Source organism: Pseudarthrobacter sp. NPDC080039, from assembly GCF_040702335.1.
In the GTDB taxonomy this organism is placed as follows: Bacteria; Actinomycetota; Actinomycetes; order Actinomycetales; family Micrococcaceae; genus Arthrobacter; species Arthrobacter enclensis_A.
Genome location: NZ_JBFBKY010000002.1, coordinates 282950 through 305370 on the forward strand (window position 1 = coordinate 282950; position 22421 = coordinate 305370).

Genomic DNA, 22421 nt, shown 5'->3' on the forward strand with positions numbered 1-22421 from the left:
CCGCCCTTCACCAGACCGAGTCGCCGCGCATGACAGCGTCGCTGCCGCCGTCGACATAGACAATCTGCCCGCACAGGTGCGTGTTCTCCACACTGTTGAGCCAGGCCAGCAGGCGGGCAACGACGATGGCGTCGGCGATGCCGTTCAGCGGCATGGGGACCTGTTTCAGCAGGGCCGTCCGGGCCTCCTCCGTGGCGGTCAGTTCGGCCGTCATGGGGGTGGCGATGACGCCGGGCGCGACGGCGTTCAGCGGGATTCCCGCACCGGCCCAGGCTTCCGTGGCAGCCTGGCGGCGGACCCACCGGGAGAGTGCCAGCTTGCTGGAACAGTAGATGAGGCCGCCAGTGGTGGGTTCCTTGGCCAGGACTTCGGCGCGGGCCATGGCCCCGGCCTCGTCGCCGGTGGTCAGTTGCGCCACAAGCTCGTCGTCGGTGGCAAAGAGGGCCGCCATGGACGAAACCACCACGGCACGCGGGGCGTCCGAGTCCTTCAGGAGGGGCCGGAGTCCTTCAAGGGTTGCCACGGCGCCGAAGAAGTTCACAGCTGCAGTGGCCGCGATTGGGAAATCGAGGCCGGCCACCGCGTAGATGGCATCAATCCTGCCGCCGCTGACCTCCCGCACCGCGTCCACCAGGCCGGAACGTCCTTCCGCAGTGGAGAGGTCGGCCACCACCTCGGTGTCGTGAAGGTCCGCCCCGATGACGCGTTCACCCCGCTGCTCGAGCAGTTCCTTGGTTGCCTTGCCGATGCCGGAGGCGGCGCCGGTGATGACGGAGGTGCGGGGCATGGTGCCTTCTTTCCCTGGCTGGTTAAGGTCGGGCGCCTACTCTGCCCCGCAGGAGGGCGCGGGGGCCAGAGTCCAAAGGCCCACGTGCGGCCCCCGGATTCCCCGGCTGGCCGCGGGCCCCGTTTCCGGGGAACCGGGAATAGGGGTTTATCCGGGGCCGCGAATAGGGGGTACCGGGGCCGCGAATAGGGGGGCCGCGGGCGAATAAGTCCAATCACTTGCCGGTTGCCTGGTTCAGACCTATCCTGTGACCTTCAGGGGTTCCGTCGTGTCTGGGGCGGCGGGCAAGGACCCCAAGACAAGTAAATCTGTCTGAGCGACATCAGCACCCAGGAGCCCGCCATGAAGATTGCTGCCATCCCTGGTCGGTTACGGCAGGCACTGGTCCTGGCCCTGATAGCAGCCCTGGCCCCGCTCGGGTGGGCACCTGCGGCCTCGGCAGATCCTGTCTACGGCAGGCAAAGCATCTCCTATTCCGGCGTCGCCAACCCGCCGACGTCGGACAAGCCGCAGAGCAAGCTGTGGTGGAACGATGGCTCCTGGTGGGCGGACATGTGGACCAGCGGCAGTGGCTGGAGCATCTACCGGCTGGACCGCCCCACCGCCACCTGGGTGAACACGGGCGTGGTCAATGACAGCCGCAGCAGCACCCTGGCGGACACCATGTGGGACGGCAGCCACCTGTACATCGCCTCGCACGTGGTCACCGTGTCCACCGACGCCAGCCCCAAGGACTCCGTTTCAGGACAGCCCGCCTACCTGTACCGGTACAGCTACTCCGGCGGCAAGTACACACTGGACGCCGGCTTCCCAACGGTCATCACGAACAACAGCAGTGAGTCCATGACCATCGACGAGGACAGCACCGGCGCCATCTGGTCCACGTGGACGCAGGTGTCCGGCAACAGCACCAGCGGCTACACCAACACCGTCTACGTCAACGACTCCGCGGCCGGCGGCACCAGCTGGGCCACACCGTTCGTCATCCCGGTCTCCAATCCGCATCCCGCCCCCGATGACATCTCCGCCGTCGTGTCCTTCGCCAAGAACAAGATCGGCGTGATGTGGAGCGACCAGCTCACGGGCTCGGTCTGGTGGGCCACCCGCACCGACGGGACCTCCCCCACCGCGTCATCGTCCTGGAACTTCCAGCCCGCCATCCAGGGCAAAGGGCAGGCCGATGACCACATGAACCTCAAGTCGCTGCAGTCCGATACCACCGGCCGGGTGTTCGCCGCCGTTAAGACCAGCCTCAACGACATTTCCTCTGACACCACGCTGCCGCAGCTCCTGCTCCTCGTGTTCAAGCCGGGCACGGGGGCCTTTACGCAGTCGACGATCTCGACGGTTGGTGACTGCGTCAGCAGGCCGCAGATTGTGCTGGACACCACGAACAACCTTGTCCACGCGTTCCAGACGGCTCCGGCCACGTCCGTCAGCAGCTGCGCATACTCCGGGGTTGCAGGCAGTATCTACGAGAAAACAGCGTCAATGGACAACCCGTCCTTCGGCAGCGGCCGCGGGACCCCGGTCATCCAGAGCGCCTCGTCATCCAACATGAACGACGTGACCACCACCAAGCAGGGTGTGAACAGCTCCACCGGGATCGTGGTCATGGCCAGCGACAACGTCGCGAAAACCTACTGGTACTCTGACCGGTCCCTGGGCACGGCCACCACGGCACCGGTAGCGTCCTTCACGGCCTCCCCCACCTCCGGGACCGCACCGCTGAACGTCAGCTTCACTGACACGTCCACCGGCTCACCCACCTCCTGGGCCTGGGACTTCGGCGACGGCGGGACGTCCACCGCCCAGAACCCGTCCCACAGCTACGCGGCGGCAGGAACCTACACCGCCAAGCTCACCGCCACCAACAGCGCCGGGTCCAGCTCCGCCACCAAGACCATCACGGTCAGCACGGCCACCACGGCGCCGGTGGCGTCCTTCACGGCCTCCCCCACCTCCGGGACGGCACCGCTGAACGTCAGCTTCACCGACACGTCCACCGGCTCACCCACCTCCTGGGCCTGGGACTTCGGCGACGGCGGGACGTCCACCGCCCAGAACCCGTCCCACAGCTACGCGGCGGCAGGAACCTACACCGCCAAGCTCACCGCCACCAACAGCGCCGGGTCCAGCTCCGCGAACACCACCATTACGGTCGGCACGGCCACCACGACCAGCGGCATCACCGCCGTCGGATCTTCAACCACCTACTCGGGAACGGCGGTGACAGGGGTCTCCATCAGCGCCCCCGCCGGAACCGCGGCCGGTGATGTGCTGGTTGCCGCCATCACCGTGGACACCAACCCGGGCATGGCGTCCGTCCCGGCCGGCTGGACCGCGATGGTGAACGGGCTGTCCATCAACAGCAGTTCCACCTCCGGGGCCAGGGTCTACGTGTACTACCACGTTGTGGGCTCGTCCGATCCTGCCAGCTATGCCTGGACCCTGAGCGCGGCCGCTAAGTGGGGCGGCGGCATCACCGGCTACCGGGGCGTGAACAACACCACGCCGCTGGATGCCCAGGTGGTGACGGCCGTGGATGCCTCATACAGCGCCACCAGCATCACCGCCCCCAGCACCACTACCGCCACCAACGGCGCCATGGTGATCGGCGGCGTGGGCTGCGACTGCGCCTCGCCCATGGTGTCCGCGCCGCCAAGCGGCTGGACTCAGCAGTGGCAGGCGGCAGGGGGCCAGATCGCTGAACTCGCCGACAAGGTCCAAGCAACAGCAGGCGCAACCGGAACGGCCACCTGGACCCTGAGCGCACAACGCGCAGTGGCCGCGTGGCAGGCGGCCCTGAAGCCGGCGGGCTAGTTTGCCGGCCGGCCGGCCAGGGCAACCGCCTTAGCCGGCCGGCTGACAGCGGCAGACGGATTACTTGACGGCGCTGCCGGCGTTGACGCGGCCGTAAGCCCAGTAGGTGCCGGTGCCGGCAACCTTGTCCGCGGTGGACTCGATGTCGGCCCGGACGGAGGCGTTCGTGGCACCGGAATGCGAGCTCCAGGCGAGCGCGGCGGCCCCTGCCACGATCGCTGAGGACATGGAGCTTCCGTTGCCCACGTCGTAGCCCTGAGAGCGGTTGTTCTGGGTGGCCAGGACGAACGGGTGGTTGGGGAAGGTGGAGTAGACGTTCACTCCGGGGGCCGCGACGTCCACCCAGCTTGCGCCGTAGGTGGAGAAGCTGGCCTTCAGGTCGTTGTTGTCGGTGGCGCCAACGGCGATGACGTTGGCATAGGCGCCGGGGTAGATCTTGGTCTGGTTGCCGCCGTTGCCCGCGGCGGCCACCAGCACCACGCCCTTGTTCCAGGCGTTGTTGACCGCGGTCTCCAAGGTCCGGGACGCCCGCACGCCAAGGCTCATGTTGATAACCTTGGCCCCGTTGCTGACCGCCCAGTTGATGCCGTTGGCCAGGGCGGAGCTGGACCCGACGCCGTTGTCGTCAAGGACTTTGCCGGCCAGTATGGTGCAGCCCGGGCACACGCCGGCGACGCCGATGGTGTTGTTGACCGTAGCTGCAACGTTGCCGGCCACGTGGGTGCCGTGGCCGTAGTAGTCCTCGGCCACGGGGTCGCCGGCCTTGGTGGCCGAGCTGCTGAAGTTGGCGCGCGCCACCACTTTGGGCGCGATGTCCGGGTTGTCGCTGGCGACGCCGGAATCCAGCACGGCGACTTTGATGCCGCTGCCGGTAGTGGTGTTCCAAGCTTCCACCGCGTCCACGTCGGCGTCCGGGGTCCCTGCGGGAACGGTGATGTCGCCTGCGGTGTTGGTGAAGGATTGGCCATCGTTCTGCAGCGCGTATTGGCGCGGGAAGTACTGGTCCGAGGTGGCGGCTCCCACGGGCTGGTCCGCCTCCGCGTACTCGACGGCGGGATCCCGGCTGAGCGCGTCGATGATCCGGCTTTCGCTGCCGGCCGGCACACTGACCAGCGTGGCCCCGGTGCCGCCGACGTCGGAGCCCTGGCTGAGGCTGTACCGATGCAGGCCGCCGGCGGCAGCACCGGCGTCGCGGAATTTGACCAGGATGTGTGCCGAGGTGGCCGGCGCCCCTCCCGCTGCATTGGCGGGAAGGGCGAACGGGACGGGCCCAAGGACCATGAGTGCTGACGTAAGACAGGCGAGGATGATTCTTTTCATGCGGGCTATCTATGCCACACCGGGCACCATCCGGGTAGGGGTAAAAGCCCTAAATGCGCGCGGCCCTGCTACTTCTTCTTAGTGACCTTGATGTCGATGTCCAGGCCATGGTGCCAGCTGATGTGGATGGAGACGCTGGTGGTGCGGGCAATGGCCCCGCCGGTGACCTGGCCTTCGTCCTGCCCGGGTCCCACTTCGATGTCCAGGTCGGTCCGCACCTCGCGCAGCGCGGCCCTGACTAGTTCGTTGTTCTGGGTGTGGATCCCCTCGGCAAACTTGGCCGCCGCGGATGGGTTGGCGGCGAGGGAGGACATGGCGCTGATCATTGGCAGCAGCACCCGCCGCGCATCCTCGGCCCCGGCCAATTCCCTCGCCGAGACGTGCCCCGCCCCGGAGGCTGCGTCGCCGCCGTTGCCCGCTTGTTCTGATTCCATGGCTTTCTTCCTTTGAACAGGCCATCCGCCACCATGGCGGGTGGTGGCTGAATTTTGGACCAGGCGCGGGAAGGAATCAACGCTTGCGTACGACGGCGGGAGGCCGGCTTTTGTAAGCCAGGCACCCGGGACGCGTTGCTAGTTCTCGTCCAGTTCGCCCCGGACAAGGCGCCGCGTGACTTCGGTGAGGAGTTCGACGCCCCGCAGCGCGTCGTCGTCGTGCGTGTACTCAGCCTCATTGTGCGAGATGCCTTCCACGCTGGGGACGAAGAGCATCACGGTGGGGACCACGTCCTTCATGTTGGTCGAATCGTGCCCGGCGACGGTCATCACGTCAGCATGGGTATAGCCCAGGCTGTCCGCGCTGGCCCTGCCTAGTGCTGCTCCCTGGGGCTGGTAGGACACCACTCCCCAGTTGTGCGTCAGGTCCAGGCTGATGTCCGTGCGGGAGTCGGCCTCGGCGTCGATGATCCGCTTGGCGAGCCGCTCCATGGCCAAGCCAAGCACGGATTCGTCCGGGGAGCGCAGGTCCAGGTTCATCAGCACCTGCCGGGCGATGGTGACCGGCGAGTTCGGCAGGACATACAGCTCGGAGACCGAGGTATGCAGCAGCCCGGGCTCGAATTCGGCAGCCAGTTCACGCGCCGCGGAGATCACCAGCGCGGCCCCGAAGAGGGCGTCGCGGCGGTCCTCCATGCGGGTTGCGCCTGTGTGCGACTGCGCTCCGTCCACCGTCACCCGATACTTGCTGGCGGCCCAGGTGCTGTCCACGATGCCCACCTGGGTGCCACTCTCCTCCAGGTTCCGGCCCTGCTCGATGTGGATCTCGGCGTAGCGGGCGACCTGGGCGAGGACTGGCGCGTCCCCGTCCGGGGCAGCATGTCCTGCACCCAGGGCCTGGGCTACGGTCGTCCCGGCGGGATCAATGGTGGCGAGGGCGTCTTCCAACTGCAACTTCCCGGTGAAGACGCCGCTGCCCATCATGCTGGGCGCGAAGCGGCTGCCTTCCTCGTTGAACCAGTTCACAACGGCCAGGTTATAGGCGGGCTCGAGCTTGCCGGCCCGGGCTTCCGCCGCAACGCGGGCGCCCGCGTGGGCTGCTGCGAGCACCCCGTAGGCCCCGTCATACCGGCCGGCCAGCGGCTGGGAATCCAGGTGCGAACCCACCAGCACGTAGGGGGCGCCGGGGACCAGTTCCACGGTGCCGAACTGGTTGCCTGCCTCATCCACTGTTTCGGTGTAGCCGTGCTCGGCCAGCCATTGGCTGAACCAGGCCCGGGTGGCGTGGTCGTTTGGGGTTCCGGCCTGGCGGTCCACGCCGCCGCCGGGCGTGGCGCCGAAGCCCGACATCGTGGCGAAGTCCGCGAGGAACTGGGGGTCGGTGGTGCTCATGGGGTTTCCTTTCCTGTCAGTGCCGGCTCAAGGTCCGCGAGGCGGGCCGGCGCTGGTAGATTTTCTGCGCCGAAGCGGATGTGGCCGCCCACCATGGTGGCCAGCACGCGCGTGGCTGAAATGTTTGAGGGCTCGACGGCGGTTGGATCTTGGTCGAGGAACACCAGGTCGGCCAGGTACCCCGGTGCCAGGCGCCCCTTGATGTGTCCGGTTCCGGTGGCCGCGGCCGACCCCGTGGTGTAGGCGGCCAGCGCCTCCACCGCGGTGATCCTTTCGTCCGGCCCGTAGACCTCGCCCGACGGCGTCAGCCGTTCCACGAAGGACTGCATGACATCAAGGGGCCGACCGTTGGAGACAGGGCGGTCCGAGCTTCCCGGCAGCGTGACGCCGCGCTCCAGCAGGCTCTTGCCGGGATAGGACCAGGGGGTGCGCTTGGGCCCCAACAGGCGGGCCATGCCGTCTCCGAACTCGGTGATGAAGTGTGGCTGCGGGACCAGCACGATGCCGGCGGCGGCGATCCGGTCCAGCTGGTCGGGGCGGACCACCCCGCCGTGCTCGATCCGGTTGGGCTGTGCATTGAGCCCGAAGTTTTCCTGGGCCTCGGTGATGATGTCGATGGCATGGTCAACGGCGCGGTCACCAATGGCGTGCATCGCGATTGCCCAGCCGGCACGGTAGGCGGCGAGCGCTGATTCGCGCAGCTGGTCGGCGTCCATTTGCAGGTAGCCGTGGTTGTGGGTGCACCCCACATAGTCCTCGGTCATGTAGGCCGTACTGCCCAGGAGCGAACCGTCGCTGAAGATCTTCACCGGGCCCACGCGCAGCCAGTCGTCGCCCAGTCCGGTGCGGATCCCGGCGTCAAGGCTCCGGGACTCGGGGTCATCGGCGTGCCCGGGCATCTCGTGGAGGGCATCCATGACCAGCATGGGCTGCATCCTGACGCTGAGCAGTCCCTTGTCGCGCGCGTTCAGGTAGGCCGCGAACTCGCGGGGCGAATAGCCGATCCAGCCGCCGGCGATGCCCGCATCCGTAACGCTGGTGAGCCCTTCAGAAAGGTAGTGCGACGTTGCCAGATCCAGCGCCCGCTCAATGGTTTCCAGCGGATACGGAAGCAGGATGTCCTGGACCAGCCGCATGGCGTTTTCTTCCAGCAGCCCGGTCGGAAGGCCGTCATCGCCAATGACCACAGCACCGCCGTCGATCGGGGCAGTGAGATCGGCCCGGCCGGCGACGAGCTCCAGCGCTACGCCGTTGAGCGTGCAGGCGTGGCCCGACGAGTGCTTGATCCACACAGGGCGTCCCCCGGCCGCCGTATCCAGCCGGTGGCGGTCCGGTTGCCGGCCGCCGAACAGCAGCGGACTGAAGCCGGATGCCACCACCCATTCGTCGGCAGCCTTTCCGGCTGCAGCGTTGGCGATGATGTCGTACAGCTCGTCCAGGTTTGCCGCCACTCCCGCGTTGGCCTCCATCAGCCCGAGCCCGAACCACACGCTGTGCGCGTGGACATCGTTGAATCCGGGGACGATCACGGTCCCGGCGGCGTCGATGGTCTGGAGGGCATGGCCGGCCAAGGCAGGGTCGGGATCCACGTCGAGAATCTTGCCGTCATGGATGAGCAGGCTCGTCGCCGTGGGCCGGGAGGCATCCTGGGTCAGTATGTGGGCGTTGCGGATCAGGAGATCGACGGGCATTAATCCTCTTTGATAGGCCTCCGGATGGCAACGGAGGGTTCAGGGCAGGGGCCTGGAAGTGTGGCTTCGCTCCATTCAACTCTGTAAATTTGCTGCTCTCAATGGACATCGAACGCGGCATTAGCGCACTAACTTAGGCTTTTGCATAAAATGGTCCCCATGACAGTCCGCGACAACACTGCCGCCCGCCCCTCCGGCCCGGTGATCAGGGAGTTCAATCCGGGCCGGCCCATGGAGCCGGAATGGACCGAACTGCTGGAGAGCCTGTGGAAGGAGCGCTCCCGGCTGGTGGATGACTTCCTGGAACGCTTCTCCGCGATTTCCTACGGCGAGGCGCTGGTGCCCAAGGATGATGTGTACCGGACCGCCGCGGACACCATGGACATGTTCCTGTATCAGATGGCCGGGCTGGAGCTCCCTCCGGACCTGCAGACCCTGCCCCGTGAGGTGGCTGGCCGCCGGGCACGTCAGGGCGTGCCCCTGGACGCGTTTCTTGAAGCGATCCGCAATGACTTCCGCGTTCTCTGGAAGGGACTGGAACGGGTGGCCCGCGACCAAGGGATCAGCGTCCTGGTGGCCAATATGGACCGGGTCCTGGACGCCGTGGAGGGCTATGTCAGCAGCATCCAGCAGGCCTATGCCGAGGAAGAGGCCCGGCTGGCCCGCAACAAACAGCTGTACCGCCAGCGCCTGCTGTCCCGGCTGTTCAACGCCGAAGCAGGCAGCTCCGGCGATACGCAGGACCTTGCCGCGGCGCTCGGGGTGGAGGCCGCCGAGACCTTTGAAGTGCTGGCAGTGACCTCCGACGCCGTGGCCCAGGCGCAGCGGCAGTTCGAGCCGGACCACCGCATATATATGTATGAGAACACCGGGGTCCTGTATGTCTTCCGCCAGCAGCGCAAGGGCCGCACGTGGCAGCAGGAAGGCCCGGGCTTCCCCGCCGGATACCTGCCCGACGTCGACGGGCTGGCTGCTGTTCCTGCCGCGGCCGCGTCGGCGCTCGTACTGGCGCAGCAGAATCCCCGTGGCGCCGGGCTGGCCACGATGGAGGATACGTGGATGGGCATTGCTGGCGGACTGCTGGAGCAGAAGTTCCCAGGCTTCTCCGCTCCCATCAAACAGGCCCTGGACAGGTGCACGCCCCTGGAACGCCAGCGCCTGCTGCAAGTGGCGCGCAGTTACGGGCGGACCGGCTCCATCAAGGAAACGGCGGAGGAACTCTTCTGCCACCGGAACACCGTTGTCAACCGCCTGCACAGCCTGCACGAGGTCATCGGCCTGGACCTGACTGTCCCGGCGGAGGCCGCCCGGGCCCTCGTCGCCCTCAGCCGGTACAGCGAGTTCACGGACTGATTTGTGAAGATGCCCAGCAGAAGGGCGAAAAGTGGGTGGATATTGTCATTGTTTAGGGCTTTATCACTCACCTAATGTCGAATAAACCACCGCAGCGTGCAGGCCATCGCCATTCGACCGCCGCGGGACCGGGATGCAAACTCAACCCGCTCGAAAGGGCCCACGCAGTGACGACCTCAAATTCAATCTCCCACACCGCCGGTGCTCCTCCGGTGATCTCCGGCAAGGACGCAGGGAAGATCGCCCGCGCAGCCTTCGTCGGGACCGCCTTGGAGTGGTACGACTACTACCTCTTCGGCACAGCAGCGGCGCTGGTTTTCAACCGGCTCTTCTTCACCAACATGGACCCCACCGCAGCACTGCTGGCCTCCTTTGCCACCTTCGGCGTCGGCTTCGCCGCTCGCCCCATCGGTGCCATGATCTTCGGCTACATCGGTGACCGCTATGGACGCCGTCCGGCGCTGCTGACCACCATCGTCATGATCGGGGCGGCCACGGCCCTCATCGGCCTGCTTCCCGACTTCGGCACAATCGGCCTGGCCGCACCCACCTTGCTTGCCGTGTTGCGCCTGGTCCAGGGCCTGGCAGTCGGCGGCGAATGGGGCGGCGCCGTGACCATGGCCGTCGAGCATGCACCCGTGGAAAAGCGTGGCCGGTATGCCGCCCTGGTCCAGGTAGGCTCGCCGGTCGCCACCTTGCTGGCCTCCGGCGCCTTCTCGCTGGTCCTGCTATTCCCGTCCGAATTCTTCGATGCCTGGGGCTGGCGCATCCCGTTCCTGCTGGCGTTCCCCATGCTGGGCATCGCGCTGTGGATCCGGCTCAAGGTGGAGGAATCCCCCATCTTCAAGGATCTGCTGGCCCAGGGCGAAACGTCGAAGGTTCCGGCCTTCGAGGTCTTCCGCCACGCCGGCGGCCGCCTGCTCATCGCCGTGCTCGCAGCACTGCTCGGCGTCGGCGGTTTCTACATGATCACCACTTTCGCGGTGAGCTATGGCTCCAACACCCTGAAGGTGGACCGGAATGTCATGGTCAACGCAACGCTGGTTGCCGCAGTGGCCCAGATCGGCGTCACCTTCGTCATGGGCCGACTGGCCGAGAAGATCGGTCCGGGCAAGGTGACCATGTGGGGCGGCATCGTCAGCGCGGTCATGGCGTTCCCACTCTTCGCGATGATCGACACCAAGTCCCCGGTGATGATTATCCTGGCCATCACGGTGGGCATCATGCTCATCGCAGTGGCCTACGCCGTCAACGGCGCCCTGCTCACCGAGCTGTTCCCGCCGAAGCTTCGCTACTCCGGCGTGGCCCTGGGCTACAACATCGCCGGCGCCACCAGCGGCTTCATGCCCCTGCTGGCCACCGCCATGCTGGGCGTCTCCGGCAACCAGTCGTGGGGTGCGGCCCTGATCCTGGCCATCATCTCGCTGCTTACCGCCGTCGGCGGGTTCTTCGGCGAGCGCCTGCGCGTCCAGGACAAGCAGCTCGTTACCAGCAGCTAGGACGGACGGCGACCGCCGGTAACCCGCTGCACTATCGACAATCACCCAAGGGGAGCCGTCCGGCGGACGGCTCCCCTTCCCGTTAGGAGAACACATGCTCAGTGACGATCAAAGCCGGCGCATCCTGGATGCGGTGGACGCCGCCTTCGACGCCCAACTTGCCTTCACCCAGGACCTGGTCAAGCACCCGTCCCTGCGCACGCGGGAGGGCACCGCGCAGGACCTCATCTACGGGGCCATGGAGGGCCGCGGCCTGGAGATGGACCGGTGGGAACTGGACGCCGAAGAGCTGTCCGCCCATCACGGCTTCGGGCCGGTAACGGTGTCCTATGAAGGGGTGACCAATGTCGTGGGCACGTACCGTCCGGCCGAAGAGCGGGGCCGGTCCCTCATCCTCAACGGCCACATCGACGTGGTGCCCGAGGGCCCGGCCGAGGCGTGGTCCCGCTCCCCCTGGGACGCACCCATCATCGATGGGTGGCTGTACGGCCGCGGTGCCGGCGATATGAAAGCAGGCCTGGCGGCAAACCTCTTCGCGTTCGACGCCGTCCGTAGCGCCGGGTTTGAGCCGGCGGGCCGCATCCACTTCCAGTCCGTCGTGGAGGAGGAGTGCACGGGCAACGGCTCCCTTTCAGCCCTGATGCGCGGGTACCGTGCCGACGCGGTAATCATCCCCGAGCCCGAGGAGGACATGCTGGTGCGCGCCAACGTGGGCGTGCTGTGGTTCAAGGTCCGCGTCACCGGCAACCCGACGCATCCCCGGGAGATGGGCGCCGGCTTCAACGCCATCGATGCCGCATACACGGCCATTTCCGCGCTGCGCGAGGTGGAGGAGAAGTGGAACGCGGACCGCGGACAGCACCGGTACTTCGAAGACCTGGACCACCCCATCAACTTCAACTTCGGCGGGATCGCAGGCGGGGACTGGCCCTCCAGCGTCCCGGCCTGGTGCGAGTTCGATGTGCGGGCGGCAATCTACCCCGGTATCAGCGCCGAGCAGGCCTGGCACGAACTCCAGGAGTGCCTCGAGTCCCTGGGCCGCGGACCGGAGTCGATCACCGCCGTCGGCGTGAAGACCGGTTTCTTTTCCGAGGGCTACGTGCTGGAGCCCGGGACGGACGCCGAGGCCATGCTGCAGCGGACGCACGCACAGGTGTTCGGCCGCGAGTTGGAGAGCTTCACAACGCCGGGCTACCTGGACGGCCGCGTCTTCGCCCTCTACGCCGATACGCCGCCGCTGGTCTACGGCCCCATCTCGGAGTCGATCCACGGGTTCGACGAGCGAGTCTCGGTCGAATCGATCCGCCGGATCACCAAGAGCATCGCCCTGTTCATCGCCGACTGGTGCGGGGTCGACGAGCAGCCTGGAACCCCGGTGCCAGCGCAGTAAACCACGACGGCGGGAGGCCGGCTTGTGGACCGGCCACCCGCCGTCGTACTGCTTCAAGATGCTAGAAGCAGACGGGCTGGAAGGCCGGGTCCGCGGGACCGGATGGCTGGGCCAGGGCGTTGCCTACGAGCTGGTGCACCACGGGGTCGTTGGGCGTCTGGTCATGCTCGATGACGTCGGCCGGGCACTTGTCCTGGATGGTGATGTTGGTGACCTGCCGCGCCGAACCGTTCAGGAACTGGCTGTTGTACGGGATGACCACCTCGTCGTGGGTGGTGGAGATGACCGTGTAGGACGGGCCAGCCACCGTATCGCCGATGGAGTTGAGCTCCTGCATGAAGGGCGACCCGGCCTGCTGGTCGGCGCAGGCGGCACAGCCGGCGGCGGTGTAGTCGGGCGTGGGCACCAGGTCCGGCGGCGGGAGGATCACGCCTTCGGTGCCGTGGTTGGACGGCGCGATGCCCACGAGCTGGTGGACGTACTTTGCCCCGCCCAGGAAGCCCATGTAGTACCGGGGCATCATGCCGCCCTGGCTGTGGCCCACCAAGTCCACCTGCTTGGCTCCGGTGGCGGAGCGGACGGCATCAACGAACGGCGCGAGTTGCGCGGCGGAATCCTTGACCGGAGCCGTGGCATAGACGCCGTTCGTTTCGCCGTAGTTGAGGGCGAAGACGCAATAGCCCTCGCTTTTAAGGTACGGCGAGAGGGTGGACCAGTTCTTGTCCATGCTCTCGAAGGTCCCCGGAACCAGGACCACGGGGTAGGGATGTTCTGCTGATGGTTTGCAGGACCAGTCATTGGCACCCGGCGGGGAGACATCGACGGCCTGGGCGGGGGTTGAAACCAGGGATGTGGCAAGGACGGCGGCTGCCGCAACGGACAGGGCCCGGGTAAGGAATGACATGGAAACCTCTTTGTTCGTCTGTCTATGGTGTGGCCTGCACTGATGGTTTTGGGGGATCCATCAGGGCTGGCCGGGGTTTTCCATGCTGGCAGCGCTGCTGCTCCTGCGCAGCAGAAGTGCACGGATGTGCGGCCAAAAAGGGCTGTCCAAGAGGAGGTGGATGTTGCTCCGGCACCCCGTCAAATCGGGCTTTGTTACTGGTCAGTAGCTAGAGAGCGTACGCCGGCCTGCGCACGGGCGGTCTGCCGCGGTCTGCACGAACGTGCAGACCTGTGGGCTGTCAGGCCAGGAGCCAACGCTTCCAGCGTGGCTGCTCGGGTTCCGGCGTCGGTTCGGGCTCCGGCTCCTCGCCCAACGCCTGCGCGGCCTGGACAATGTCGTCAGCGGTGAGCGTCATGACGGCCTCACGGTCCAGCGCGTCCAGGCTTTGTTCCTCGTCAAGCGACAGCCGCAGCGCCTGGCGGTTGAGCGCCTGCTCGAAGAGGGTGCGGGCGAACCGCGCATTGCCGGAGTCCTCGCCGGCATGGAGCCCGGTGAAGATGCGGCGCAGCATCTGGTCCGCGTCCGGCTCCAGCCTGTACTCGTGCTGGGCCAGCATCTGGTGGAAGATCGTCTGGAGCGCATCGACGGAGTAGTCAGGGAAGGTGATCTCGCGGGCGAACCGGGAGCGCAGGCCTGGGTTGGAGAGCAGGAAGGCCTCCATCAGCCGCGGGTACCCCGCCACGATCACCACCAGGCGGTGGCGGTGGTCCTCCATCCGCTTCAGCAGGACCTCGATCGCCTCGGGGCCGAAATCCATCCGGCCATCCTCCGGGGCCAGCGCGTACGCCTCATCGATGAACAGGACACCGTCCAGCGCGCGCCGGATCACCCGGTCCGTCTTGATGGCGGTCTGGCCAACGTACTGCCCCACCAGGCCCGAACGGTCCACCTCCACCAGGTGGCCTTTCTGCAACAGACCCACGGCGCGGTACATCTCGGCCAGGAGCCGCGCCACGGTGGTTTTGCCCGTGCCGGGGTTTCCGAGGAACACCAGGTGCTGTGAGGTGGCCACTTCCGGCAGTCCGTGGGCCTTGCGGCGCGCCTGGACCTGGAGCAGTGCCACGAGGGCCCGTACCTGCTCCTTCACGGTGTCCAGTCCCACCAGTGCGTCGAGCTCGGCCTGCAGCTCAGACAGAGGCCGAGCCGGCCCGGGCCGGGCACCCATGAGATCGCCGACTACTTCATCGACGCGTTCCGAACCGGGCAGCTTGAGCTGATCGGCCAGGTGGCCGATCGTTTCGCGCAGGTCATCGAGCGGGTTGCGGCCGAGAGCCATGCCTCCACTGTAGACCCCGGCTCCCGCGCACGGCGGACTCAGCGCCACAAGTATCAGGGCCGATACCGCCGGAAGAGTGCCGGATAGCCGTCCCCTTCCGGCGTCCTGGCACCGTTCCGGCGATTCGGGCGGGGGCGGGGCGGCCGGGGGTCACAGGGAGGCGCCGCCGCAGATCACGTAGTTTTGGCCCGTGATCGACTTGCCGTGCGTGCCCAGCAGGAAGGCGGCCAGGGCGGCCACGTCCTCCGGGTCCACCAGGGCGCCCAGGGCCGGCAGCTTCACGGGGGTGGCGGCACGGCCGGGATCGTTCAGCATCGGGGTGTCGGTGGGCCCCGGGGAAAGCACGTTGACCGTGATCCCCCGCGGCGCGAGCTCTTGCGCCCAGGTCCGGCCCAGCCCCATCAGCGCGGCCTTCGTCGCGGCATAGTGGCTCTTGCCCGGCATCCCCGTGGAGGTGCGGCTGCCCAGCAGGACGATCCGGCCGCCGTCGGGCATGGCCGGCACCAACGCGTTGGCCAGCGCGGACGCCGCGGCCACGTGGACGGTGAACATGCCGGACAAAGCAGCGGGGTCAAGGGAACCAAGGTGGGCAGTCCGCTGGAACCCGGCGGCGTGCACCAGGGCATCGGCCGGAGCCAGCCCGGAAACCAGCGAAGCCAGGGACTCCGGCTGGGCGAGATCGGCCTGCAGCCACTCGAACTTGCCCTCCAGGGCAGACTCGGTGCGGCTCAGCCCTGTCACGCGCCAGCCGTCGGCCAACAGCCGCGCAGCGATGGCTTTGCCGATCCCGGAGCTGGTGCCGGTGACAACCGCATGTTTGGTCATGCGTCCCCGCCCGGCGTGGTGCTGCCGTCGTACGCCCACTGCGGGTCCACGCGGACGAATTTGATGGCCTGCCGGAAGTACGTGTACGCGATGTTCAGTGCGCCGTCCGGGCCTTGGTGGATGGACGGGTAGGAGTATTCGCGGTTCAGCCCGTCGCGGGAGTTGTTGGACAGGCAGTAGCCGTCCCCCACGTCCAGGTTCCGGCGGATGGGCCACGAACGGCCGGAATCCTCGGAAATGGCCAGGGTCATCGGCGAGCGCGGCGTGCCCCAGAAGGCGCGCTTGACGCCGTCGTCCTCCGGGAAAGCCGTAGCGTCCGGTTCGGCGACCTGCCCCTGTTCGTCGGCCAGGCCGTCGTCGTCAATCTCGTCGTACAGCGAGAGCCGGCGCGCGGTGCCCTCCCCGGCGCGGCTGTGGTTGTACACCAGGGCCAGGCGGCCGTCCGTCAAAGCAACAAACTGGATGGAGGAGTTGTTGTTGGGCAGCTCGGTGGGGACGGGCTCGCTCCAGGTGGAGCCGTCGTCGGTGGAGCGGGATTCGTAGATGGAGTCGGCCCAGCGGCTGCGGAAGAGGGCCAGCAGCGAGCCGTCGGCCACGGGCTGGATGTTCATGTGGACGCAGCCCAGGCTGCCCGGCAGGACGTGCTCGGTCCAGGTGGCGCCTGCGTCGTCGGAGATCATCACGGCGCTGTCATCGCTGTTGCCCACCCACTTCTCCCCCGGCGTGGTGATGCAGCGGAAGATCCGGATGATGAGCCGCCCGGACGGGAGCACCACTGGCAGTTGGCGGACGAACACGCCGCCGGTCTCGTTGGCCGGGAAGAGGGTCTCCACCTCACCCCAGGTGCGGCCGCTGTCCAGGGAAATACGACGGCGGACCTCGGCCGTGTCCTGGTTGCCCGCCTTCTGCGCGGTGTACAGCAGCCAGAGCGCGCCGTCAGTGTTGGTGAAGAGGATGGGGTTCTGCTCGGAGCGGGTGGAGTCGTTCGAGAGTTGCTCCGGGGCGGACCACTGGCTGCTGCCCGGCTCGAGGGTGGAGAACCAGATGGAGATATCCGGCACGCCTTCCTGGGTGCCGCCGAACCAGACGCAGCCCAGCCGGCCGTCCGGGAGGGTGAGCAGGTTGGCCGCGTGGCTCTGCACGGTGGGCGCGGGCAGGTAGGCGAAGTCGGCGCCGTCGGCCCTCTTGACCGCGCCGTCCGGGGTGATGGTGCTGTAGCTGTCGGTGGTGATGGTCATGGTTATTGGTCCTTGGAAGTGGCGGCGTCGAGATGGGACTTGGCGATCTGTTCCAGGTGCGTCAGGTCCGAGGCGACGGTGGTGAACGTGTACCCCTGCTTCAGGCGCTGCGCCGCGACGGTCCCGGCCGCGGTGTGGATGCCGGCGGCGATGCCGGCTGACGCGGCAGCCTCGGCGATGGTCTCCAGGGCGGCGTTGAATTCGGTTTCGACGGCGGGATCCCCGGGGAACGCCCCGCCCACCGCAATGCAAAGGTCGGAGGGCCCCACGTAGATGCCGTCCAGGCCGGGGGTAGCGCAGATTTCCTTGACGTTGGCCAGCCCCTCGGGGGTTTCGATCATGGCGAACACCATGGTGGCGGCGTTGGCCTCGGCGGGCACTGGGCCGATCCGCAGGGCCGAGCGCATGGGGCCGTAGGAGCGGCCGCCCAGCGGCGGGTACTTGGCGGCGGCCACGGCCGCGGCGGCGTCCTGGGCGTTGTTGACCAACGGGACAATGACGCCCACGGCACCGGCGTCGAGCGCCTTGCCGATGGCGGTGAAGTCGTTGGCCTCCACGCGGACCATGCCGACGGCGGTGTGCCCGGCATCGATGGCCATCAGCCCGTTGAGGACCCCGGAGTAGCCGAGCAGGCCATGCTGCGCGTCCAGGGCGACGTAGTCGTAGCCGAGCCGGCCGATGCGTTCGGTGGCCACGGGCGCGTCCAGCACCGCCCAGTAGCCCACCGCCTGCTCACGGGCGCGGATCTTGCGGGCGAATTCGAGGGCCAGTTCGGAAGTCATCAGGGTCCTTCAGGTGATCGGTTCAGGTAAGCGGGTAAGGGATCAGCGGTTGTAGGCGGGCATTGGCCCGCGCAGCGACGTGCCGACGGCGTCGCAGGCGTCCACGACATCGGCCGGCAGCGGACCGTTGGCCACGGCGGCGATGTTGGCGCGCAGCTGTTCCACCTTGGACCCGCCCAGCAGCAGGGACCCCACGCCGTCCCGGTAGGCAAGCCAGCGCAGGGACAGCTCAGCCAGGGAAACCCCGGCACCGGCGGCGATGCTGGACAGTTCGGCGATGGCGTCGAACAGCTGCTTGTCCCAGTACCGCTGCGTGTACATGGCGGCGAGCTTGGAATCGCCGTAGCGGCCCTCGGTGGGCTTGGCGTCGAAGCTGTGTTTGCCGGTGAGCAGGCCGCCGCCCAGCGGGTTGTAGACCATGGTGTGCACGTTGTGGGTGGCCGCGAACTCGAGATATTCCTCCTCCAGCCGCCGGGCCACCAGGTTGTAGAGCTGCTGTGCGACGACGGGCCGCGGCGCCCCCACTTCACGCGCCGTGTGGATGACGTCGGCGATCTGCCAGGCGGCGAAGTTTGAGACGCCCAGCGCACCGATCTTCCCTTCTTCAACGAGCGAGGCCACGGTTGACAGCGTCTCGGCAAGCGGGGTGGCCCGGTCCGGCTGGTGCAGGTAGAACAGGTCGATGCTGTCCACGCCCAGCCGGCGCAGGCTGCCCTCCACGCTGGCCCGCAGTCCGGCCGATGACAGCGGCGCATTGGAGCCGTAGTCCGCGTGCGGCATGCCGGCCTTGGACGCCAGGATAACGCCGTCGCGCTTCGCCTTTAAAAGCCGGGAGAGCATCTCCTCGGTGACCCCGCCCACGTAGGCGTTGGCGGTGTCGATGGTGGTGATGCCGGCGTCGAGCGCTTCCTCCACCATCCGGGCGGCGGTGGCCTCATCCGCGGTGTCGCCGAACGTCATGGTTCCCAGCACAAGCCGGGAGATGGGAAGTTTCAGGCCGTCCACCTGGGTGCCTTCGGGCTGGGTGCTCATGCGTTGATTCCTCGTGGTTGCGTCATTGCTTCTCGTAGAAACAGTAGGGGTCGAGCCGGCCTGGGAAAGATCGGTCCGGCTGACGTGGAGCCCGCGGGCCCCTCATCATGCTTTGTTGTGCCCATCACTTTGCCACCTTTGCGCAAACCGCGCAACCCTCTAGCGCGAATCGCGCAGTTGTGTCATGATGATTGGAGTTTGCACCACTTGTCCGGGTGCAGCCACCTACAAGCGGGAGGAGCAACGTGGCTTCCATATTTGTGCAGGCCGACGATTTCTCCGGCGCCGCCGAGGTTGGCTACTGCTTTGTGGAACATGGCCTGTCCACGCAGGTCCTGCTGGGAGCAGGTAAGGATGCGGGAACGCACGACGGCGGCACCTCCTCGAGTGGGTTCGCCAGCGACGTGGTGGTCACCGATACGCACTCCCGCGGCCTTTCCGAAGCCGCGGCCGAGGCGCTGGTGAAGGACGCTTTCTCCGGTCCTGAAGCCTCCGTTGCGCGGGCGATGTTCAAGAAGATGGACTCCCTGTGGAGGGGCAACCTCAGTGCCGAGATTTCCGCGCTGACCAGCCTGGGTTTGCACGCTGTGGTTGCCGGCGCCCTCCCGCAGCTGCAGCGTTCCGTGGCGGGTGGCCGGCCGCTGGTGCACGGCACTCCCCTGGCGGAGACGGGGCTGTGGCAGGCAGAGATTAAGGCCCCGCCAGCCGATGTTCCATCCCTGCTCCGACCGGAGGACCCGGCATCGGTTAGGACAGTAACCCTGGCGGGAGTCCGGTCCAGTTCGTTCAGCGCAAAGCTCGCCGGGCTCCTGGACTCCGACCAGCCGCAACTGGTGGTCACCGACGGTGAAACGGTGCAGGACCTGGAGCACGTGGTGGCCGCACTGCTGGAAATGGATTTCCATGCAGGCGGCCGCCGCATCGTCCTGGTGGGAGCCGGTGGAGCGGCTGATGTCCTCGCCCGGCGGCTATCGACCCAATTTGCGCGAAATACGCAAAACGCGGCAGCGGCTGAGCTTATCGGCACAGAACCACAGGAAGCGGGACGGCCCGTCCTCGCCGTCGTCGGCTCCGCGTCCAGAACCGCGCAGGCGCAGCTGTCCCAGCTCGAAGCCAACGGCTTCAGGGTGGTCCGGCTGGACCCGCTCCCGGCCGAATCCAAGGGTGCCTACGCTTCCCAACTGGCCCGGGTCACGGGTGATTTGAGGGCGGGAGCCCGCGTAGCTCTCGGGTTGGCGGTGCAGAACGTGGTCCCGTCCGCCTCCGCCCGCATCGTGCAGGCGCTCTCCGCGTTCGCGGCCGAGGCAGCGAAAGCGGCCCCTGCTGACCTGATCCTTACCGGCGGCGAGACGGCCCGGGAAGTCCTGGACGCCGTCGGCCGCTCCAGCCTGGCGCCGCTCGCGGCGGTGCAGCACGGGGCCGTGCTGAGCCGTGCCGACGACGGGACGCTGGTGGGCACCAAGCCCGGCAGCTTCGGCGACGACCTGGCCCTCCTGCAGCTGTATGACGAAATCCGGAAGCACCGCGGCCAGTCCGCGGGAGCTTCCCCCAACACCTTTCCCCGCAAGACTTCCGAAGAACCTGGAGCAGCAATGACTGACGAAACAATGAACAACCAGCCCCTGCCTTACGTCGCCGTCACCATGGGCGACGGAGCCGGCATCGGCCCCGAGGTGATCGTGCCGGCGGTGCTGGATGCTGGCATCCTGGCCGAGTGCCGGCCCGTGGTGATCGGCGACGCGCTGCGGCTGCGCCAGGCCGCGGATGTACTGGGCATCCAGGTGGACATCCGGGCCATCGAGGACGTGGCGGACGCGGAGTTCACGCCGGGCCGCGTCAACGTAATTGACCTGGCGCTGCTGCCGGCGGACCTGGCATGGGGGCAGCTCTCCCCCGTGGCCGGGCACGCCGCTTACGAATACATCCGGGTGGCCAGCGAGCTGGCCATGGCCGGAAAGGTGCAGGCCATCTGCACGGCGCCGCTGAACAAGGAAGCGCTGCATGCCGCCGGGCACATCTTCCCCGGGCACACAGAGCTGCTGGCCTCGCTGACGGGCACGGAGGAAGTGTCCATGATGCTCTCCACGCCAAAGATCCGGGTGATCCACGTGACCACGCACATCGGGCTCATGGACGCCATCCGCAAGATCAACCCTGACCTGGTGGAGCGGACCATCCGCCGCGGCCACGAGGCGCTGGTGCGCGCCGGCATCCCCAACCCGAAGATCGGCGTGTGCGCCATCAACCCGCACGCCGGCGAGAACGGCCTGTTCGGGCAGGGCGAGGAAGCAGAGAAGATCGAGCCGGGCGTGAAGGCTGCGCAGGCGGACGGGATCAACGCGGTGGGCCCGCTCCCCGCGGACACCCTCTTCTTCCTGGCCGGCCGCGGCGACTACGACCTGGTGGTGGCCATGTACCACGACCAGGGCCACGGGCCGGTCAAGGTCCTGGGCATCGAGGCCGGCGTGAACATCACGGTGGGCCTGCCGGTGATCCGCACGTCCGTGGACCACGGCACCGCGTTCGATATCGCCGGCAAGGCAATCGCCGATTCCCGTTCCATGGTGGAAGCGCTGCACCAGGCCGCGGAAATGGCCACCCGCCCGGCCATGGCTGTGTAGCTGCCGGGATTCTGTGGTCGCCGGAACTAGCATGGGTAGCACTGCCACCGCCATGCCCACGGGAAGGAGACCGGGAATGCTCAGCGCAAACGCGCGGCGCGAGGAGATCTACCACCTTGCCGTGACCACCGGCCTTGCCTCCGTGGAGGAACTCTCCGCCAAATTCGAGGTGACCGCGTCCACCATCCGCCGCGACCTGGCGCTGCTGAACAACCAGGGCCGGCTGGCCCGCACCTACGGCGGGGCCATGGCCCTGGGCGCGCACCCGGAGGCCTCGCTGCGGCAGCGCACCGGCGAGGCGTTCGAGCAGAAGCAGGCGATCGCCCGCTGGGCGGCGTCGGTCATCCAGCCAGGGGAAAGCATCCTGCTCGACGCCGGCTCCACGGCAGGTGCCCTTGCCCACGAACTGCGCGGGTTTGGCCGGTTGTCCATTACGACGCCGGGCATCAACACCCTGCAGGAGCTGGCCGACTGCGAGGGCATCGAGGTGGACTGCCTGGGAGGCCGGCTGCGTGGCGTGTCCCAGAGTTTCGTCGGGCCGCTGGCCGAGGCCGCGCTGGAGCGGATGAGCTTCGACAGGGTGTTCCTGGGCGCCGATGCCGTCTCCGCCGAGGACGGCATCTGCGAAGCAGACCACGCGCAGACGCGCCTCAAGGAGCTCATGGCCCGCCGGGGCCGTTCCGTTTACGTTTTGGCGGACTCCTCCAAGCTCGGGCTCCGGCCCTTCCACGCCTGGGTCCAGTTGCCTTTACCGTGGACCCTGGTGACAGACGACGGCGCGGACCCCAGGCAGGTGCAGGCGTTCCAAAGCCGCGGGGTAACGGTGGAAATCGTCGCTGCTTCAGCACGCTGATCGAATCCAGCTAGGCCCCGGCGGGAACAACCGCTGGTCCCCACGGGCAAGCTCCCCGGCCCTCCCCGGTCCCCGCGCTGATAACGAATCCAGCCCGCCGCCATGGCGGTTTGTGCGCACCATGCCGCCTTCGCCTCCTCGTCATTCTGCGCGTAATGC

17 protein-coding genes are annotated in these 22421 nt (G+C 67.4%); 6 read left to right on the forward strand and 11 right to left on the reverse strand.

From position 1 onward, the window contains the following. Nucleotides 1-7: 7 nt before the first annotated feature. A complete protein-coding gene (locus AB0313_RS03240) occupies nucleotides 8-787 on the reverse strand; it encodes an SDR family oxidoreductase (protein ID WP_366303544.1) in 780 nt (259 codons plus the stop codon). A 342-nt stretch (nucleotides 788-1129) separates the two neighbouring features. On the opposite strand from AB0313_RS03240, the gene AB0313_RS03245 reads away from it, so the two are divergent. Further along, the gene (locus AB0313_RS03245; RefSeq protein ID WP_366303546.1) at nucleotides 1130-3610 is read left to right on the forward strand and encodes a PKD domain-containing protein; all 2481 of its coding nucleotides are present in this window, start codon (nucleotides 1130-1132) and stop codon (nucleotides 3608-3610) included. 60 nt (nucleotides 3611-3670) lie between these two features. On the opposite strand, the gene AB0313_RS03250 is transcribed toward AB0313_RS03245, so the two are convergent. The 4 genes from AB0313_RS03250 to AB0313_RS03265 form a co-directional block, all read right to left on the reverse strand. Further along, nucleotides 3671-4930, reverse strand: a complete 1260-nt coding sequence (locus AB0313_RS03250; protein WP_366303548.1) for a S8 family serine peptidase — start codon at nucleotides 4928-4930, stop codon at nucleotides 3671-3673. A gap of 68 nt (nucleotides 4931-4998) precedes the next feature. Continuing rightward, nucleotides 4999-5364, reverse strand: coding sequence for a hypothetical protein (locus AB0313_RS03255; protein WP_307307151.1), 366 nt, complete (start codon nucleotides 5362-5364; stop codon nucleotides 4999-5001). Between the two features lie 138 nt (nucleotides 5365-5502). Further along, nucleotides 5503-6756, reverse strand: coding sequence for a M20 family metallo-hydrolase (locus tag AB0313_RS03260; RefSeq protein ID WP_366303550.1), 1254 nt, complete (start codon nucleotides 6754-6756; stop codon nucleotides 5503-5505). Beyond that, entirely contained in the window at nucleotides 6753-8447 is a 1695-nt protein-coding gene (locus tag AB0313_RS03265; protein WP_366303552.1) for an amidohydrolase, read from the reverse strand. Before AB0313_RS03265 ends, AB0313_RS03260 begins: the two co-directional genes overlap by 4 nt. 159 nt (nucleotides 8448-8606) lie before the next feature. On the opposite strand from AB0313_RS03265, the gene AB0313_RS03270 reads away from it, so the two are divergent. From AB0313_RS03270 to AB0313_RS03280, 3 genes are all read left to right on the forward strand, one after another. Continuing rightward, on the forward strand, nucleotides 8607-9800 hold the full coding sequence (locus AB0313_RS03270; RefSeq protein WP_366303554.1) for a helix-turn-helix domain-containing protein: 1194 nt from the start codon (nucleotides 8607-8609) through the stop codon (nucleotides 9798-9800). Nucleotides 9801-9967: 167 nt separating this feature from the next. Then, nucleotides 9968-11299: an MFS transporter gene (locus AB0313_RS03275; RefSeq protein ID WP_307307138.1), complete on the forward strand. Its 1332-nt coding sequence runs from the start codon at nucleotides 9968-9970 to the stop codon at nucleotides 11297-11299. Nucleotides 11300-11393: 94 nt separating this feature from the next. Then, nucleotides 11394-12689, forward strand: coding sequence for an ArgE/DapE family deacylase (locus AB0313_RS03280; RefSeq protein WP_307307136.1), 1296 nt, complete (start codon nucleotides 11394-11396; stop codon nucleotides 12687-12689). A gap of 61 nt (nucleotides 12690-12750) precedes the next feature. On the opposite strand, the gene AB0313_RS03285 is transcribed toward AB0313_RS03280, so the two are convergent. From AB0313_RS03285 to AB0313_RS03310, 6 genes are all read right to left on the reverse strand, one after another. Continuing rightward, nucleotides 12751-13593, reverse strand: coding sequence for an alpha/beta fold hydrolase (locus AB0313_RS03285; RefSeq protein ID WP_141940457.1), 843 nt, complete (start codon nucleotides 13591-13593; stop codon nucleotides 12751-12753). Between the two features lie 280 nt (nucleotides 13594-13873). Continuing rightward, nucleotides 13874-14911, reverse strand: coding sequence for an AAA family ATPase (locus tag AB0313_RS03290; RefSeq protein WP_141940456.1), 1038 nt, complete (start codon nucleotides 14909-14911; stop codon nucleotides 13874-13876). Between the two features lie 150 nt (nucleotides 14912-15061). After that, nucleotides 15062-15736, reverse strand: a complete 675-nt coding sequence (locus AB0313_RS03295) for an SDR family oxidoreductase (RefSeq protein ID WP_141940455.1) — start codon at nucleotides 15734-15736, stop codon at nucleotides 15062-15064. Continuing rightward, nucleotides 15733-16974: an exo-alpha-sialidase gene (locus AB0313_RS03300; RefSeq protein WP_366303557.1), complete on the reverse strand. Its 1242-nt coding sequence runs from the start codon at nucleotides 16972-16974 to the stop codon at nucleotides 15733-15735. Before AB0313_RS03300 ends, AB0313_RS03295 begins: the two co-directional genes overlap by 4 nt. 2 nt (nucleotides 16975-16976) lie before the next feature. Beyond that, the gene (locus tag AB0313_RS03305) at nucleotides 16977-17756 is read right to left on the reverse strand and encodes an aldolase/citrate lyase family protein (RefSeq protein WP_366303559.1); all 780 of its coding nucleotides are present in this window, start codon (nucleotides 17754-17756) and stop codon (nucleotides 16977-16979) included. Between the two features lie 42 nt (nucleotides 17757-17798). Then, nucleotides 17799-18788 (reverse strand): aldo/keto reductase, encoded by a 990-nt coding sequence (locus AB0313_RS03310; protein WP_366303561.1) that lies wholly within the window; start codon nucleotides 18786-18788, stop codon nucleotides 17799-17801. Between the two features lie 245 nt (nucleotides 18789-19033). Between AB0313_RS03310 and pdxA the strand changes: the two genes are divergently transcribed. Beyond that, nucleotides 19034-21409, forward strand: a complete 2376-nt coding sequence (gene pdxA / locus AB0313_RS03315; RefSeq protein ID WP_366303563.1) for a 4-hydroxythreonine-4-phosphate dehydrogenase PdxA — start codon at nucleotides 19034-19036, stop codon at nucleotides 21407-21409. A 76-nt stretch (nucleotides 21410-21485) separates the two neighbouring features. Next, nucleotides 21486-22262 (forward strand): DeoR/GlpR family DNA-binding transcription regulator, encoded by a 777-nt coding sequence (locus AB0313_RS03320; protein ID WP_141942981.1) that lies wholly within the window; start codon nucleotides 21486-21488, stop codon nucleotides 22260-22262. The last annotated feature ends 159 nt before the right edge of the window (nucleotides 22263-22421 follow it).